This is a genomic window from Brachybacterium nesterenkovii (assembly GCF_900163655.1).
Classification (GTDB): Bacteria; Actinomycetota; Actinomycetes; order Actinomycetales; family Dermabacteraceae; genus Brachybacterium; species Brachybacterium nesterenkovii.
This window is the reverse complement of record NZ_FWFG01000048.1, coordinates 1-17531: the sequence shown is the minus strand read 5'-3', so window position 1 is coordinate 17531 and position 17531 is coordinate 1. Positions and strand designations below refer to the sequence as shown.

Sequence of the window (17531 nt, the reverse complement as noted above, 5' to 3'; positions counted from 1 at the left end):
GATGATCCTCACCCAGTCCTCGAAGCTGCGGGACGTCTGCTACGAGATCCGCGGACCCGTCCCCGCCGAGGCCGCACGCATGGAGGCCGAGGGCCACAAGGTCATCAAGCTCAACATCGGCAACCCGGCCCCGTTCGGCTTCGAGGCGCCCGACGAGATCCTCGTCGACATGATCCGCCAGCTGCCCACCGCGCAGGGCTACTCCGACTCCAAGGGCATCGTCTCGGCCCGCCGCGCCGTCGCGCAGTACTACCAGACCCGCGGCATGCCCGGCATGGGCCTGGACGACATCTACCTGGGCAACGGCGTCAGCGAGCTCATCCAGATGACCTGCCAGGGCCTGGTCGACGACGGCGACGAGGTGCTCGTGCCCTCGCCCGACTACCCGCTGTGGACCGCCTCGATCGCGCTCGCCGGCGGCAGGGCCGTGCACTACCGCTGCGATGAGGAGAACCACTGGTGGCCCGATGTCTCCGACATCGCCGACAAGGTCACCGAGCGCACCAAGGCGATCGTCGTCATCAACCCCAACAACCCGACGGGCGCCGTCTACCCCGAAAATGTGCTCAAGGAGATCGCGGAGGTCGCCCGCAAGCACTCCCTGCTGATCCTGTCCGACGAGATCTACGACAAGATCCTCTACGACGACGCCGTGCACCATCCGATGGGCAAGATCGCCCCGGACCTCATGACCATCACCTACAACGGGCTGTCCAAGGCGTACCGCGTCGCGGGCTTCCGCGCCGGCTGGATGGCGATCTACGGCCCCAAGGACGACGCGGCGAGCTTCATCGAGGGCCTCGACGTGCTCTCCAATATGCGTCTGTGCCCCAATGTGCCCGCCCAGCACGTGGTCGCGACCGCGCTCGGCGGCTACCAGAGCGTCAACGAGCTGATCCTGCCGGGCGGGCGCCTGCTCGAGCAGCGCGACGCCGCCTACGAGGGGCTCGCCTCGATCCCCGGCGTGAGCGTGGAGAAGGCCCAGGGCGCGCTGTACATGTTCCCGCGCCTGGACCGTCAGATGTACCGAATCGAGAACGACGAGCAGTTCGCGTTCGACCTCCTGCGCGCCAAGAAGCTCCTGGTCACGCAGGGGACCGGCTTCAACTACCCGGACCCCGACCACTTCCGCCTGGTGACGCTGCCGCCCGTGGAGATGATCGAGGACGCGGTGGACCGGATCGCGGACTTCCTGGCGGGCATCCGGCGCTGAGGCCGGGCCCCGACGCGGAGGCCGGGCTCCGGCGCCGAGAGCGGGCATCCGGCGCTGAGCCCGGGCCCCGACAGCCCGGGCCCCGGCGCCCCGGATCGCACCAGGCCGTTCGGGGCGCGGACCCCGTATCGGGACGTGGGCCACATCCGGGTGCCCCGGGAATGCGCGGACGGCACGCATCGTTGAAGATTCACACAACGGTGCGACGGCATGAGCCGACGCACGTCCCCTCGAAGGAGAACCACCATGACCATCGCCGTCTTCGGAGCCACCGGCCAGCTGGGCCGCCACGTCCTGGAATCCCTGCGCAGCCGTGGCGTCGCCGCGAGCGATGTCCGCGCGATCGGCCGCAGCGCCCAGCGGCTCGCCGAGCTCGAGGAGCAGGGGTTCGAAACCGCGCGGGCCGACTTCGACGATCCGGCCGCTGTCCGCGCCGCCGTCGAGGGCGCCGACACGGTGGTCCTCATCTCGGCGAGCGAGCCCGGCAAGCGCCTCGCGCAGCACGGCGCCGTGATCGACGCCGCGAAGGATGCCGGCGTCGGCCGCATCATCTACACCTCGCTGCTGGGCGTCCCCGCGTCCGACCACACCTTCGCCGAGGAGCACCGCGCCACCGAGGAGCTCATCGCGGCCTCCGGGATCCCCGCGACGCTGCTGCGCAACGGCTGGTACACCGAAAACCACGTCGCCGACTTCGCGGCCGCGCGCGAGCGGGGCGTCATCGCGAACGCCGCGGGCGAGGGCCGCACGGCGAGCGCACCGCGCGCCGACTACGCCGAGGCGATCGCCGTCGTCGCCACCGAGGACGGCCATGAGGGCGCGGCCTACGAGCTCTCCGGAGACACCGCCTGGTCGTTCGCCGACTTCGCCGCGGCCGCGTCGCGCGTGCTGGGACGCGAGGTCACGTACCGTCCGCTCACCCAGCAGGAGGAGGCGCAGATGCTCGAGGGCGTCGGCCTCGACGCGGGAACCGCCGCGTTCGTCGCCCAGCTGAGCGCCGACACGGCGCGCGGCCTGCTCGCGGCGACGCCGGGCGATCTGTCGCGCCTTATCGGCCGCCCCACCGTCCCGCTCGAGGACACGCTGCGCACGTGGTGACCCACGGCGTCCCCGCATGCGGGGCGCCCGAGGTGCACGAGGGCCCCGCACGGTCATCCGGCCGTGCGGGGCCCTCGTCTGCCTGCGTCGGAACGCGTCAGGCGCTCGCGGAGTCCTCCGCCGTGGGAGCGGCGCGCTCCATGCCCTCGCGGGAGATGCGCACCATCTCCTCGCGCTCGACGACCTTGATGCGCGGGCGCGGCTCGCCGTCGGCGTCCACCTCGGCGGCGCCGCGCTCGATCTCATGCGCGTCCAGGGCCGTCCAGCCGTCCCACGTCGTGTACGCGACGCCCTTGGCGTCCAGCAGGCGCAGGATCGAGTCGTTGTCGCGGTCCGGGGCGGGCGTGATGACGCCCTCCTCGAGGTCGGTCAGCAGGGAGGAGATGGTCTCAACGGCGTCGGACTTCGTCGCGCCGATCAGGCCCACGGGGCCGCGCTTGATCCACCCGTTGGCGTACAGGCCCGGGATCGGCTCGCCGACGCCGCGGGTCACACGCCCGGCCTCGTTGACGATCACGCCGCGCTCGGCGTCGTAGGGCACGCACGGCAGCTCGGAGCCGTGGTAGCCGATGGCCCGGTAGACGGCCTGGAGGTCGTAGTCGACCATCTCGCCGGTGCCGACCACGGCACCGCCGTCGTCCAGCTTCGTGCGCTCGAAGCGCATCCCGACGACCTTCCCGTCCTCGCCGAGGACCTCGACGGGGCGGTGCCAGAAGTGCAGGTGGAGGCGACGCTGGACGGGACCGCCGTGCGCGTCCGTCGGCTCCTCGCCCGCGGCCTCGCGCCGCTGCTGCTCGGCCAGCCACCCCTCGAAGGTGGTGAAGATCTGGTCGGTGCGCTTGTCGGCGCGGATCACCTCGCGCTCGGCGTCGGTGATCTGCTCGAAATCCCGCGGGTCCAGGACGATCTGCACGCCCTTGGGGTGAGCGAGCTCGCGGGCCTCGAGCGGGGAGAACTTGGTCTGCGCGGGGCCGCGGCGGCCGAACACGTGGACGTCCGTGGTGGCGGCGGACTTCAGGCCCTCGTAGACGTTGGCGGGGATCTCGGTGCGCAGGAGCTCGTCGGCGGACTTCGCGAGCATGCGCGCGGCGTCGAGCGCCACATTGCCGTTGCCGATCATCGCGACCTGCTGGGCCGCCAGCGGCCAGGTGCGCGGGTAGTCGGGGTTGCCGTCGTACCAGGCCACGAAGTCGGCGGCGCCGAAGGACCCCTCGAGGTCGATGCCGGGGATCTCCAGGCGCGCGTCCTTGAGGGCGCCGGTGGCGAAGACGATCGCGTCATAGCGCTCGCGCAGCTCCTCGAGCGTCACGTCGCGGCCGAACTCGACGTCGCCGAGGAAGCGGATGTCGCCGCGGCCCAGGATCCGGTGTAGCGCGGTGATGATGCCCTTGATGCGCGGGTGGTCCGGCGCGACGCCGTAGCGGATGAGCCCGAAGGGCGTGGGAAGGGCGTCGAAGATGTCGCACTCGACGGTCAGCTCGCCGGACTTCACCTGCGGGGTGCGGGCGAGGGTCTCGGCGGCGTAGACGCCGGCGGGACCGGATCCGATGACGGCAAGGCGGAACGGCTGGGGGGAGAACATCTCACCTCGAAGGAGTCTGGTCGGGCGTCGGCGCGCCGCACGGGAACCGGGGCGCTGCACGAGTCCGAGAGCTGTCCGGGCGCGGAGGCCGTGCGAGACCGCGGGCCGTGCGGGGCCGGGAACGATTTACGGACCACTGTATACGCGGAAATCGTGCCTGCCGCGGGGCAGGGGCGGGGAGGCGGTGCGGATCACGTGGAGGAGGTGCGGACGGAGCATCGGGCGAGCCGGCCGCGCGGGCGGAGAGCGAGGCGGAGCCGGATGCGGACGCCGACAGCCCCCGTCCGCTCGGACGGGGGCTGTCGGATGCTGCGACGTTCGTGCGGAGCTGCTCAGCAGCCCCGGAGGATCACCTCGCGGCGTGCGCGCCGGCGGCCTCGAGCGCCTTGGCGCGCTGGGCCGGGCGGATGTAGCAGGCCCAGAAGTAGATGCCGACGAACACGGCGCCGCCGACGATGTTGCCGAGGATCACCGGGATCAGGTTGTCGAAGAAGATCGCGCCGGGCGTGATCGCGTCGAAGTCCGCGGCGGTCTTGCCCGCCTTGGTGATGGCCTCGCCGGCCCAGAAGGTGTCGGGAGCGAAGTTCTTGATCAGCCAGCCCATGGGCAGCATGAACATGTTGGCCACCGAGTGCTCGAAGCCGGAGGCGACGAACAGGGCGATGGGGCCGACGATCGCGAGGATCTTGTCCGCGGTGGAGCGGCCGGAGTTGGCCATCCAGACCGCGAGGCAGACGGCGAAGTTCGCGAGGACGGCGAGGAAGAAGGCGTGGCCCCAGGTCAGGGACACCTTCGCGAGCGTCGTGTTGAGGACCACGAGGCCCCAGGCGCTCTTGTTGGACGACGGGGTGCCGGCCCACAGCACCAGCAGGGCCACGAGCACCGAGCCGATGAAGTTGCCGACGATCGCGACGCCCCAGTGGCCGAGGAAGCGACCGACGCCCAGGCGCTTGGACAGCAGCGGCATGACGGTCATGGTGGTGCCGGTGAACAGGTCCGAGCCGGATATGACGACGAGCATGAGGCCGACGCTGAAGACGACGCCGCCGAGGACCTTCGCGGGGCCGACCGGGAACGGGGCGCCGAGGCCCTGCTGCGAGGTCACGAAGAAGAGAAAGCCGAGGGCGATGTAGGCGCCGCCGGTGAGGGACAGGAGGAACATCTCGAACCAGGGCTTGGTGGCCTTGGCGAGCATGCCGTCCTCCGTCGCCTGGGCCATGGCGGCAGGCGTCGGAATGACGATCTTGGAGGAGAAATCAGTCATGGGGAGGTCTTTCGACGGGCCCGCTGGGGCGTGACGGGATGCAGCGAGTCGCCCGCACCGCGTGCGGGCGCGACATACGGCCGGACGGGTGTCCGGTCGTGATCTTCCGCAGTGTACGGGGCGGAGCGGGCCGATGAGGCTGATCGGGTGCCCTGATGCGGAGTCGTCACCGTCGATCGGGGGCGGTGACGGCGCTGCGGATCGGGGGTGGTGACGGCGCCGCGACGGGGGACGACGACGGCGCCGCGGTGTGCCCGGTCCGCGGCGCCGTCCTGGTCGCGCGGGGTCAGCTCGCGGCGACGACCGGGATGCCCTCGGAGGGCTGGACGACCACGAAGCCGGGGCCGTGGAAGGCCAGCTGGAACGACTCGCCGGAGCCGCGGCCGATGAGCGAGCCCATCTTGAAGTCGTTCTTGATGGTGGGCTGCAGGTTCGCGGACCAGCAGACGGCGGCCTGGGGGTCGACGTAGGTGGGCTGCTGCGAGCAGTCGAGCAGCATCGGCGGGCCGTCGGAGGTCACGGCGACCATGCCGTGTCCCTGCAGCAGGAGGTTGAACAGGCCGCCGGCCATGAATCCCGCGCCGCCGAGGGAGCGGATGTCCCACTGGATCGAGGAGTCGAAGGCGAGCATGTTGCCGGTGTTCAGGGTGATGGCGTCCCCCTCGAGCTGGAGCAGGAAGATCTCCTGCGCCTGGCGGGCGTAGAACACCTCGCCCTGGCCGCGCGTGCGCATCATGTTGCCGCCCTCGCCCGTCGCCATCTTCTTCAGCAGCTTCATGCCGCCGCCGGAGCCCTGGTAGGAGAACTCCATCTGCCCCTGGTAGGCGACCATCGCGCCCGCCGCCGCGATGATCTCCGGCGCCTGCGGCGTCAGGGCGCAGCGGAGCATCTTATTGGACTGCAGCGTCCAGCGGTCGGTGGTCTGCTTCTCCTGGTTGGAGGCGTCGAACAGGTTGGAGCGCATGGGTTCCCCCTCGGATCGTGTGCGCGGTCAGCGGATGCGAGGAGACGGACGCAGCCTGGTGCCGGTGGCCCGATGCCGATGAGGCGGGCCGAAGCCGGGCATGTGCGGCGTGTCTCCCCGGTCACATCCTAGAGTGCGCGCCCGACGCACGAGCGGCGGACCCGATCCGGCGCTGAAACGCTATCCGGCTCATCCGGCGAGGCGCCCGCCGCGCCGTCAGCGGAAGCGGCGCAGGCGCAGGGAGTTCGTGACCACGAAGACGCTCGAGAACGCCATCGCCGCTCCGGCGATGAGGGGGCCCAGCCACCCGGCCATCGCCAGGGGGATCGCGACCACGTTGTAGATGAACGCCCAGAACAGGTTCCAGCGGATCGTGCGGAGCGTGGCGCGGGCCAGGCGGATGGCCGTCGGGATCGTGGCGATCGAGCCGTCGGAAACGACCATGTCGCCGCTGGCCATCGCCGCGTCGGTGCCCGTCCCCATCGCGATCCCGAGGTCGGCCGCAGCGAGAGCCGCCGTGTCGTTGATGCCGTCGCCGGCCATCGCGACGCCGCCGGCGCCCTCGGCCTGCAGGGCCTCCACGAGCCGCAGCTTGTCCTCGGGGGACACCCCGGCGTGGACCTCGTCGATACCGAGCGCCCGGGCCACGTGCCACGCGGCCGGGGCGGCATCGCCCGTGGCGAGGACGGGGCGGATGCCCAGGCGGCGGAGCGCGGCGAGGGCGCCTGCGCTCTCGGGGCGGATCGCGTCGCCGAGCGCCAGGACTCCGAGCACCGCACCGTCGACGACCACGGCGGAGACGGTCGCGCCCTCGTCGCCGGAGCGCGCCGCCGCCGCGGCGACGGCGTCGTCCAGCACGTCGTCGGCCTCGATGCGGCGCACGGTGACCTCGCGGGCCGCGCGACCCGGCGTGGCCACCGTCGCGCTGACGCCCGAGCCCGCGCGGGCCGCCGTGCCCTCCGCCGTCAGGGTCTGCAGGAGAGCGGCCGCATCCGCCTCGGACTCGGCCGCGCCGACGACGGCGCGGGCGATCGGGTGCTCGCTGCCGCGCTCGACGGCGGCGGCCAGGGCGAGGATCTCGGCCCGATCGGCACCGGGAGCGACCGCGACATCACGCAGCGTCATCGCGCCGGTGGTGAGCGTGCCCGTCTTGTCGAGCACGATCGTGCGGATGGCCCGGCTGGCCTCGAGCGCCTCGGCCGAGCGGATCAGCACGCCCAGCTCGGCGCCGCGCCCGGTGCCCACCATGATCGCGGTGGGCGTCGCGAGCCCCAGGGCGCAGGGGCAGGCGATGATCAGCACGGCCACGGCCGCGGTGAACGCCTGCTCGGCGCCGTGCCCGGTCAGCAGCCAGCCGGCCAGCGTCAGCAGCGACAGCGCGATGACGACGGGCACGAAGATGCCGCTGATGCGGTCCACGAGGTGCTGGACGGGAGCCTTCGACGTCTGGGCGTGCTCGACGAGGCGCGCGATGTGCGCGAGCTGCGTGTCGGCCCCGACACGGGTGGCGCGGACCTCGAGGCGGCCGTGCGCGTTGACGGTGGCACCGGCGACCTCGTCGCCCGCGGAGACCTCCTCGGGCACGGACTCGCCGGTCAGCATCGAGCGGTCCACGGCGCTGGACCCGGTGACGACCACGCCGTCGGTCGCGATCTTCTCCCCGGGGCGCACCACGAACACGTCCCCCGTGCGCAGCTCGCCCACCGGGACCGTCCGCTCGAGGGTGCGGCCGTCGGGTCCCAGCTCGAGCACCGTCGCCTCCTTGGCCCCGAGGTCGAGGAGCGCGCGCAGCGCCGCGGAGGAGCGGTGGACGGCACGGGCCTGGGCCCAGCGCCCCAGGAGGATCAGCGTGGTCACGACGGCGGCCGACTCGAGGTAGATCTCGTGGTGGCCGCCGTGCATCGCCGGTGTCAGCGAGAAGTCCATCGTCATGCCGATGCGGCCCGCGCCGCCGAACAGGAGCGCCCACAGCGACCACAGGTAGGCGGCGCTCACGCCGAGCGAGACGAGCGTGTCCATCGTGGTGGTGCCGTGGCGCAGGTTGATCGCCGCGGCGCGGTGGAAGGGCCAGGCGCACCAGAGGACGACGGGGGTCGCGAGCGCCAGGGCCGCCCACTGCCATCCCGGGAACTGGAGCGGCGGGACCATCGACACCAGCACGATCGGCACGCTGAGAGCGGCCGAGACGAGCGTGCGGTGCAGGGCCTCGCGCTGATCGGCCTCATGCCGGTCCAGCTCGGAGCCGTCGGTCGCGCCGACCGCGTCCTCGAGCGCGGATCCCGGCGCCGCTGCCGAGCGCACGCGCGCCCCGTACCCGCCCTTCTCGACGGCCGCGACGAGCTGCTCGTCGCTCGGGCCGTCCGCGGGCACCAGCACCGTCGCCCGCTCGAGCGCGAGGTTCACGGCGGCCTCGGCGGCGCCCTCGCGGCGCAGCTTCTTCTCGACGCGGGCCACGCAGGACGCGCAGGTCATGCCGGAGATGTCGAGGTCGACGCGGCGGGTTCCCGGGTCTGTTGCGGGAGCGGCGTCGGGGCGGGTGCCGGTGGCGGTCATGGGGCTCCGTTCGGGACGTGGGGGTGATGCTGCGCGGACCTGTCTCGGGCGCGGCAGGGCGCGCGCCGCCGGGATCGGACGCGGCCGGACGGGCTGGCCCGGGCGCTCAGGTAGCGGCGCGGGCGCTCAGATTCCGGCGAGGGTGCTCAGAAGCCGGCGCGGGTGCTCAGATATCGGTGAGCGCGTAGCTCTCGCCGGCCTCGGTGATCGCGGCGGCGAGGTCCTCGCGGGCCACGGGGCCCTCGGCGGCGACGGTCAGGCGGCTGGTGCCGCCGACGACGAGCTCGACCTGCGCCGAGGTCACGCCGTCGATCGCCTCGACCTCCTCGGTCACCGCGTTGACGCAGTGCCCGCAGGTGAGGCCGGTGAGGCCGTGGACGGTGGTGGTGGGCTGAGCGGTCATGCGTGCCTCCTGAAATCAGATGTGCGGGTGCCCGATCTGCCAGGCACCGGTGTGGACGGGTCCGGGGAGGTCTCCGAACCCGGGGCGGGTTCGGGAGCTCCCGGGACCAATGCCCAGAACGATACCCCTCGGGGGTATGCCCATCAAGGCGGAGGGTCCGGGATCACGCCGCGAGGGCATACCGCAGGGGGAGGCGGGGCGCAGATGCGGCCTCTAGCATGACCGGCATGACCCCACCCGACGGCTCCTCGCGCGCGCTCGGTCGCGACCCGCGCCTGCGCCTGCTCGCCGAGGAGTCCGGCTACGAGGTGCTGGGCAGGATCGGCGCGGGCGGGATGGGCATCGTCTATCGCGCGCTCGACGCCGACGGGCGCGACGTCGCCATCAAGCTGCTGCGGCCCGAGATCGCCGACGATCCCCGCGCCCGAGAGCGCCTGGCCCGCGAGGTCGCCGCCCAGCAGCGGGTGCGCCATGACAACATCGCCCGCATCCTCGACGCCGAGCTCGACTCCTCCGAGGCGTTCGTCGCCACCGAGTTCGTGCCCGGCCCCACCCTCGAGGACGCCGTCCGCGACCACGGCGCGCTGCACCCCGAGGCGGTGCGCGAGATCGGCCTGACGCTGGGGGAGACCCTGCGGGACATCCACGCGGCCGGCATCGTCCACCGCGACCTCAAACCCTCCAACGTGCTGCTGAGAGATGCGCGCGAGACGGATCTGGTCAGCTACGACCCCGACGGGGCGGGCCTCGACCCCGTCGTCATCGACTTCGGCATCGCCCAGGCCGCCGAGGAGTCGCGCCTGACCTCGACGGGCCTGGTCATGGGGACCGCCGCCTACCTCGATCCCGAGGTCGTCGCCACCAACACGACGTCGGCGGCCTCCGACTGGTGGTCCTGGGCCGCGCTCGTCGCCTTCGCCTCCACCGGGCGCGAGCCCTTCGGCTCCGGCCGCGCGGACCTCGTCTTCTTCCGCGCCCAGCGCGGCGAGATCGACGTCGAGGGGCTCCCGACCGAGCTCGCCGCCTGGCTGCGCGACGCCCTGCGCGCCGACCCCGCCGAGCGCGCGGACCCTGAGGCCCTGCTCGCGCGGCTCGAGGACCTCGACCTCGAGGCCTTCGACGATCCGGGGGAGACCGAGGCCTTCGCCGTCGGCCGCACGCGCATCGCGGCCGGTGGCGGCGATGCGCGTGCGGCCGACGGGGAGGCGTTCGGGGACCGCGACGGTGCGTTCGGGACCCGCGACGATGCTGTCGCGGCCGGTGCCGATGCGCCGGACGAGAGCTCGCGGGGCGCTGCCACGCGGGCGCTCCCTGTGGCGGGTTTGGCGGGTGCGCCGGGTTTGGCGGGTGCGGCGGGTGCCGCCGGTGCGACCGGTGCGGCTGCCGCCGTCGGCGGAGAGACCGCCATGCCGGACGATGCGGACCGCACCCAGGCCCTGCCCGCGCTCGGGGAGGCGACCGAGGATCTCGCCGTCCAGGACGGTGCGACCGAGGCGCTGCCCGCGGGCGGTGCGACGGAGGCGCTCCCCGCCGGCCCCGGTGCCACGGCGGTGCTCCCGGCAGGGCCCGCCGCGAGGGGACATGACGCATCGGGCCAGACGGTGCTGGGCCAGGAATCTGCGGCTCATCGGACGAGGGGAGCGAGCACCCCGGTCGATGCCGAGCCGACGGCCCTCCCGGAGTCGTCCGAGCCCGACACCGAGATCATGGAGATCGTGCGCGAGCCCACGCGCGCCATCCCGGTGATCCGCGACGACCATGCGGCGTACGGACACCGCGATCAGGGCCGCTCGGCTCCGGGGTCTCCGACGCAGGCTCGGCCCGGGCAGGGGTACCCGGCGGCCAGCGGTCACGATGCCGGAGGGTCCGCGCCGACGCAGGGACATCCCGGGCATCAGCGTCCGAGCCAGCCCCAGACGTACCCCCAGGGCTACCCCGGCTCGTCGCCCGCGCCGCAGCAATCGGCCGCGCAGCACCCTGCTTCGCAGCAGCGCCCGACCGGCTACCCGCAGCACCCCGGGTATGGGGGGCCCCAGCAGACGAGGCCCGCGATGCATCCGCAGCAGGCGGCGCAGATGCAGCAGCCGCGGATGCCGCAGCAGACCCCGCGCTCGCAGCCGATGGCTCAGCAGCAGGTGATCCAGCAGCGTCCGCAGCAGGGCGCCGCCCCGCAGATCTACGCCCCCTACGGCTTCGGGCCCGATGGTCGCCCGCTCGGGCCGCCGCAGGTCGTCGGCCCGCCCCGCCCGCCGCGTCGCCCGCTGCTCACGCTGCTCGGCCACGCCATCCTCATCGCGCTCGCCGCTGTCGTCCCCTACGTCGCGCTCGCCGCGATGCTGGTGCTCGGCGCCGTCTCCCGCACCTGGGAGCGCAGCCACCGCTCCATCCAGACCGCCCGCTACCGGGGCAAGGCATCCGGAGCGTCGTGGACGATCGGCCTGGCCGCGCCGTTCCGCTTCCTCCTGGGGCTGCTCGAGATGGCCCTCCAGGCGCTGTTCCCGCTGCTGCTGGGCCTCGTGCTCGCCGTCTGCGCCGATGCGCTCGCCCACTACGGCGCGGGGATCATCCTGCCCTCGGGGGCGCTGTTCGCCGGGACGATGGCGGTCACGCTGCTGCTCACCTGGGTGGGCCTGGGCTCTCGGACCACGCGCGACGGCGCCCATCGCATGCTGGACTCGGCCGCGCCCGATCATCTGTGGGGCGGTGTCATCGCCGTCCTGCTCGCGCTCCTGCTCGGCGCCGTGATCGTGACGATCGGTGCGCGCACCGGCCAGGTCGACTACTTCCCGTTCGTCGGCGGGCCGCGCCTGGACGAGCTGCTGCCCTGGCGGGCGTGACGTCATCCGGACGTGGCGTGGCCGCGGTGGGCGCGGTGGCCGCGCCCGGGCGTCGTGGGGCCGCGCGCCCGGCTGGGAGCCCCTGTCATCGGCCTCCCCGTAGACTCGCCCCGACCCGACCGACAGGTCGCACGGCCCTCTCGGCCTGTGCGCGCCCGTCCCCGAAGCCCCTGGAGGTTCCATGTCGCCGTCCGGATCGTCGAGCTCTGACCAGGCGAGCTCCGACAAGGACCGCCGCGCCGCGCAGCGCGAGGAGATCCGTCGCCAGCGCCAGGCGGAGCTGAAGCGCCAGAAGCGCATCCGCACCACGATCATCGCGGCCGTGGCCGTCGTCGCCCTCGCGATCGCGGCCGGCATCGGCTGGGCCATCTACCAGAGCACCCGACCCGCCGGACCGGTGACGCCGCCCCAGGGCGTGGCCGCCGATCAGACCTACTACCAGTCGGGTGCGGACTCCGGGAAGCCGGTGGTCGACGTGTACCTCGACTACATGTGCCCGATCTGCAACCAGTTCGAGCAGCTCAACGGCGCCGAGCTGAAGGCGCTCGCCGATGCCGACCAGATCACGCTGCGCGAGCACACGCGCACCTTCCTCGACCCGATGTCGACCACGGGCGACTACTCCACCCGCGCCGCGAACGCACTGGCCTGCGTGGCCGACGAGGGCGAGGACAAGCGCGTGGCGATGAACACGCTGCTGTTCGAGAACCAGCCGGCCGAGCGCACCGCGGGCCTGACCAACGCCCAGCTGACCGAGTACGCCAAGCAGGCGGGGGCCTCCGACGCGGTGGCCGACTGCATCTCCTCGAAGAAGCACGTGTCGTGGCTGCACGACGTGGTCGAGCCGGAGGCGCAGAAGAGCGCGCCCAACGGCACGCCCACGGTCCTCATCGACGGCGAGGTCTTCCAGGACTGGTCCACGCCCGGTGCCCTGACGCAGGCCCTCGGCGATGCCGGGGCCGACACCTCGGCGGCGAGCGGCGCCTCCGATGCCGGCGGCGCCCCGGGCGCCGGCGGTGCGGCCGGGACTGCCTCGGACGCGGGCGGCAACTGACCGTCGCGCCCGCCTGCGGGGCGGGCGGCGATCGACGACTCCCGTAGGATCACGGGAGCGCGGGGCCGACCGGGCGTCCGGAAGGCCCCGCTCCGCTGGAGTGGCGCAACGGTAGCGCACCTGTCTTGTAAACAGGTGGTTGCGGGTTCGATTCCCGTCTCCAGCTCTCTGACCAGGCGTTATGCCGCCTGAGTCCTATCTGCGGCGGGATTCTCCTTCGTCGTGACCACTTACGTGCCCGGTTTCGGGTCTGGTTCTGCACCTGCACCGGAACCTGCGCCTGCATGCCCCTTCCGAGCGCCCTGTTGGCGAGATAGCCGTTCCGAGCCACGTCGGTGGCTCATTTCGGCGATCTCGCTCCGTGCCCGGCGCCGGGGCGGCGCTCGCGTGCTGATCGCCGACGGTCGTCTCGTGACGCCTGGCCGAGCGCTGCCGCCCCGGGGTGGGGCGAGTCTGTCGGGGCACGCTGCGACGGAAGCGAATCTCGCCTCCCCCACACCCATGCGCCGCTAATTCGCAACGCTGGTGTTGGACAATCCACCAAGGTTAGGCATACCTTAGGTCGTGCCGCGCCGTCGGCGGGCATCGTGCGATCCCGTCGTCGGGCCGCGCGCCGAGCACCGGTCGGCGCGTCGGGACCGCGGCGCCCACGTCGACCCGGGGAGTCCCGTTGTTCCTGCCCAACCTGCTCATCGCACTGCGCGAGGGCCTCGAGGCGTCCCTCGTGGTCGGCATCCTCGTGGCCTATCTCGTGAAGTCCGATCGGCGCGACGTGCTGCCCAAGCTGTGGCTCGGCATCGGCATCGCCGCCGCCGTCCCGCTCGTACTGGGCGTGATCCTCACCTGGGGGCCCAAGACCCTCACCTTCCAGGCGCAGGAGATCATCGGCGGCGTCCTCTCGCTGCTCGCCGTCGCCCTGACCACGGGGATGATCTTCTGGATGTCCACGCATGCGCGGGCCATGAAGGGCAGGCTCGAGACCGAGCTCGACCGCTCCCTGCGCCGCAGCGAGAACGGCTGGGGCGTCGTCGTCATCGCGATGGTGGCCGTGGGCCGCGAGGGCATCGAGACCGCGCTGATCCTCTGGGCCACCGTGAAGTCTTCGATCGAGTCCAGCGTCTGGGCCACGACCGGCGGGATCGTCGTCGGCTTCGCGATCGCGATCGTGCTGGGGGTGCTCATCTACCGCGGGGCGCTGCGCCTGAACCTCGGGCGCTTCTTCACCTGGACCGGGGCGTTCCTGATCCTCGTGGCCGCGGGCATCACCGCCTACGGCATCGGCGACCTGCAGGAGGCGTCGGTCCTGCCCGGCTGGGGCACCCTCGCCTGGGACTGCTCCGCGCACGTGGGCAGTGCCGGGTCGCCGATCAACTGGCTGTACACGATCGGCAACGCGATGTTCCAGGTCAACGCTCAGCCGACAGTGCTGCAGGTGATCGCCTGGCTCGCGTACTTCCTGCCCGTGGCCGTCATCTTCTGGCAGCGGACCCGTCGTACCGGCCCGCCGCGGTCGGCCTCGACGGCGGCGTCCGCACCCGCCGACCGCGCCGCCGAGGCGCCCGAGGCCGTGCCCTCGCGCTGACGACCGGCGTCTGTTCCCCTTCCTCCCACCTCTTCTTCCAGGAGCTCAACGTGTCCGCTTCCGTCTCCCTGACCCCCGCCACCCGCCGCTCCGTGCTGCGCCTGGGCGCCCTGTCGACCGCCGTCCTGGCCTCCGCGGGCCTCACGGCCTGCACCGACAACCCGTCCGCGGCCGCGGGGGCCTCCGACGGCGGCGGCGGCGCGAGCGCGGACGGCCCCATCACGGTGACGATCACTGACGACGGCTGCGAGCTCTCGAGCACCGAGTTCCCCGCCGGCCAGGTCACCTTCGCGGTCACCAACACGGGCAGCGCGCCCAACGAGTTCGAGATCCTCGCCGATGACAAGCTGCGGATCATCACCGAGAAGGAGAACATCGGGCCCGGCACCAGCGTCGACGTCACCACGGCCCTGCCCGAGGGGGAGTACTACGCGGCCTGCAAGCCCAACATGGTCGGCGAGCTCAAGGGCGTCACCAAGCTGACCGTCACCCAGGGGGAGGGCGCCGCGGTCGACGAGGACACCGCGAAGCTCGAGGCCGATGCCATCACCAACTACACGGCCTACATCAAGGATCAGGTGGGCCAGCAGGTCACCGCCACGCGCGAGTTCACCGACGCGTACATCGGCGGGAACGCCGAGCAGGCCAAGGCGCTGTTCCCGCAGGCCCGTCGCTTCTACGAGCGCATCGAGCCCACCGCTGAGGCGTTCGGCATCGAGGAGGCGGGCGACCTCGACGGCGCCCTGGACCTGCGCATCCAGGACCTCGCGGCCGATGCCGGCAAGAGCGTCACCGATCCCGAGGTGCTCGCGGAGTGGACCGGCTGGCACCGGATCGAGGCCGATCTGTTCAGCGCCGACGAGGCCTTCCGCTTCCCCGACGACGCCTCGCGCCAGAAGACCGCCGAGCAGCTGAACACCGACACCCAGAAGCTCTACGACCTGGTCTACGGGAAGATCGAGGGCGCGGGCGGGAAGTTCGAGGTGACGCTCGCGGACGTGGTCCAGGGCGCGGCGGGCCTCATGAACGAGGTCGCCACCGGCAAGATCGTCGGCGAGGAGGACACCTTCTCCCACACCGACCTCGACGACTTCCAGGCCAACGTCGAGGGCTCGAAAGTCGCGTGGGGCAACGTCATGGAGCTGGTGAAGGCGAAGGACGCGGACCTGGTCGAGACCATCGAGAAGCAGTTCGGGGACGTCCAGGCCGAGCTCGACAAGCACAAGGACGGCACCACGCCCGACGGCGACCCGAAGTTCGTGGACTACTCGACGATCGCGGCCGTGCAGAAGGACGCGGGCGAGGCCCCCGGCGACGCCGACTACACCGACGCCCAGCGCGCCCTGTCGACCGCGGTCAATGCGCTCGCGGAGTCGCTGTCCGAGATCGCGGGCCTGATCCTGCACTGAGCAGTACGCATGCCCTGAGCAGGAGGTCTGCTCTGGAAGGATTGCCTGCGCGGTGCGGGTCGCCCGCCCCGAGACGGCGGCCCATCGGCCGCGGGCCGTGTCAAGAGGCGGGACGGTCGCTCCGGGCGGACGGCCCGGCCCATGCGCGCGCACCCGAAGAACACGGAGGAAGGACGATGATGACGGGCACGGAGGACGGCACGCCGGTGCGTCGCGGGACCAGCCGGCGCACGCTGCTGGGCGCGGCCGGGGCGTCTCTCGCCGCCGGTGGCGCGATCGGATTCGGCGCCTCGCACCTCGCGGGCGGCGCGAGCGGCGGCACCGCAGCGGCTGAGGATCCCATCCAGCGCACTTACCCGTTCCGCGGCGAGCACCAGCAGGGCATCACCACGCCCGCGCAGGACTGCCTGTTCACCGCGGCCTTCGACGTGACCACGGACGACCTCGACGAGCTGCGCGGTCTCATGGAGGACTGGTGCGTGGCCGCGCAGCAGATGACCGCGGGGGAGCTCGTCGGCGGGGAGCCGCTGGCGAACCCCCAGGCGGCCCCCAAGGACACCGGGGAGGCGTGGGGGTATCCGCCGTCCTCGCTCACCATCACCGTCGGCGTGGGGCCCTCGCTGTTCCGCACGGCCGACGGCGTGGACCGCTTCGGGCTGGCCTCCCGGGCCACGACCGTGCTGGCCGAGGGCATGCCCCTGTTCGCCAACGAGGCCCTGCGCGCCCAGCAGAGCGACGGGGACCTGCTGGTCCAGGCCTGCGCCGACGACACCCAGGTCGCGATGCACGCGATCCGCAACCTGACCCGCATCGCGATGGGCACGGCCGCGCTGCGCTGGACCCAGGTGGGCCACGGCCGCACCTCCTCGACCTCGACGGAGCAGGAGACGCCGCGCAACCTGTTCGGCTTCAAGGACGGCACGGTGAACGTGAAGGCCGAGGACAGCGAGGCCCAGCTCGCCGAGCACCTGTGGGTCCAGCCCGAGGACGAGGGCGGCGACTGGCTCGCGGGCGGTACCTACCTGGCCCTGCGCAAGATCAAGATGCGTCTGGAGTCCTGGGACCGCCTGCGGCTGATCGAGCAGGAGGAGATCACCGGGCGCGACAAGCGCTACGGGGCGCCGCTGTCGATCGCGGAGCCCACCGAGAGCGCCCAGGAGTTCGAAGCGCCCGACTACGCGGCGGCGGTGCACGGTCGTCCGGCCATCCCGGAGGACTCGCACATCCGCATCGTCGCTCCCGAGAACAACGGCGGGGCCCGGATGCTGCGCCGCGGCTACAACTACTCCGAGGGCTCCGATGCCCTCGGCCAGATCGATGCGGGCCTGTTCTTCGCGGCCTTCGTGCGGGATCCGCGCGTCGGGTTCTACCCGATCCTGGATCGGATGACGCGCAGCGACGCCATGACCGAGTACCTCCAGCACGTGGCCTCGGGCCTGTTCGCGATCCTGCCCGGCGTGGGGGACTCCGACACGATGTTCGGGCAGGCGCTGTTGGGGACGAAGGGCTCGGGAGCTGCTCCGTCAGGGGAGAGCACGTCAGGGGCGGGCGCGGGGGCGCCCGATGCGGGAG

The 17531-nt window shown here is 72.4% G+C and carries 12 protein-coding genes and 1 tRNA gene; 8 read left to right on the top strand and 5 right to left on the bottom strand.

The features are described 5' to 3' along the window. The first annotated feature begins 1 nt into the window (after position 1). On the top strand, positions 2-1213 hold the full coding sequence (locus FM110_RS04820; protein WP_087103179.1) for a pyridoxal phosphate-dependent aminotransferase: 1212 nt from the start codon (positions 2-4) through the stop codon (positions 1211-1213). A gap of 246 nt (positions 1214-1459) precedes the next feature. Then, the gene (locus FM110_RS04815; protein ID WP_087103177.1) at positions 1460-2311 is read left to right on the top strand and encodes an SDR family oxidoreductase; all 852 of its coding nucleotides are present in this window, start codon (positions 1460-1462) and stop codon (positions 2309-2311) included. Positions 2312-2408: 97 nt separating this feature from the next. On the opposite strand, the gene FM110_RS04810 is transcribed toward FM110_RS04815, so the two are convergent. From FM110_RS04810 to FM110_RS04790, 5 genes are all read right to left on the bottom strand, one after another. Beyond that, entirely contained in the window at positions 2409-3893 is a 1485-nt protein-coding gene (locus FM110_RS04810; protein ID WP_087103175.1) for an FAD-dependent oxidoreductase, read from the bottom strand. Between the two features lie 349 nt (positions 3894-4242). Further along, positions 4243-5157, bottom strand: a complete 915-nt coding sequence (locus FM110_RS04805) for a formate/nitrite transporter family protein (RefSeq protein ID WP_087103173.1) — start codon at positions 5155-5157, stop codon at positions 4243-4245. A 286-nt stretch (positions 5158-5443) separates the two neighbouring features. Continuing rightward, positions 5444-6121 carry an AIM24 family protein gene (locus FM110_RS04800; RefSeq protein WP_087103171.1) on the bottom strand — a complete coding sequence of 226 codons (678 nt, stop codon included), beginning with the start codon at positions 6119-6121 and terminating at the stop codon, positions 5444-5446. A gap of 216 nt (positions 6122-6337) precedes the next feature. After that, a complete protein-coding gene (locus FM110_RS04795; RefSeq protein ID WP_087103169.1) occupies positions 6338-8674 on the bottom strand; it encodes a heavy metal translocating P-type ATPase in 2337 nt (778 codons plus the stop codon). 166 nt (positions 8675-8840) lie between these two features. Next, positions 8841-9077 (bottom strand): heavy-metal-associated domain-containing protein, encoded by a 237-nt coding sequence (locus FM110_RS04790; protein WP_087103167.1) that lies wholly within the window; start codon positions 9075-9077, stop codon positions 8841-8843. Positions 9078-9304: 227 nt separating this feature from the next. Between FM110_RS04790 and FM110_RS14480 the strand changes: the two genes are divergently transcribed. The 6 genes from FM110_RS14480 to efeB form a co-directional block, all read left to right on the top strand. Further along, the gene (locus FM110_RS14480; protein WP_234991913.1) at positions 9305-11914 is read left to right on the top strand and encodes a serine/threonine-protein kinase; all 2610 of its coding nucleotides are present in this window, start codon (positions 9305-9307) and stop codon (positions 11912-11914) included. A gap of 181 nt (positions 11915-12095) precedes the next feature. Further along, positions 12096-12968, top strand: coding sequence for a DsbA family protein (locus tag FM110_RS04780; RefSeq protein ID WP_087103165.1), 873 nt, complete (start codon positions 12096-12098; stop codon positions 12966-12968). A gap of 94 nt (positions 12969-13062) precedes the next feature. Further along, positions 13063-13134: transfer RNA gene (locus FM110_RS04775), tRNA-Thr, on the top strand. A 504-nt stretch (positions 13135-13638) separates the two neighbouring features. After that, positions 13639-14550, top strand: a complete 912-nt coding sequence (efeU, locus tag FM110_RS04770) for an iron uptake transporter permease EfeU (protein ID WP_087103163.1) — start codon at positions 13639-13641, stop codon at positions 14548-14550. Positions 14551-14600: 50 nt separating this feature from the next. Then, the gene (gene efeO, locus FM110_RS04765) at positions 14601-15959 is read left to right on the top strand and encodes an iron uptake system protein EfeO (protein ID WP_200810169.1); all 1359 of its coding nucleotides are present in this window, start codon (positions 14601-14603) and stop codon (positions 15957-15959) included. Between the two features lie 176 nt (positions 15960-16135). After that, positions 16136-17531, top strand: a 1396-nt coding sequence (efeB, locus tag FM110_RS04760) for an iron uptake transporter deferrochelatase/peroxidase subunit (RefSeq protein ID WP_143276262.1), incomplete at its 3' end; no start/stop codon positions are given.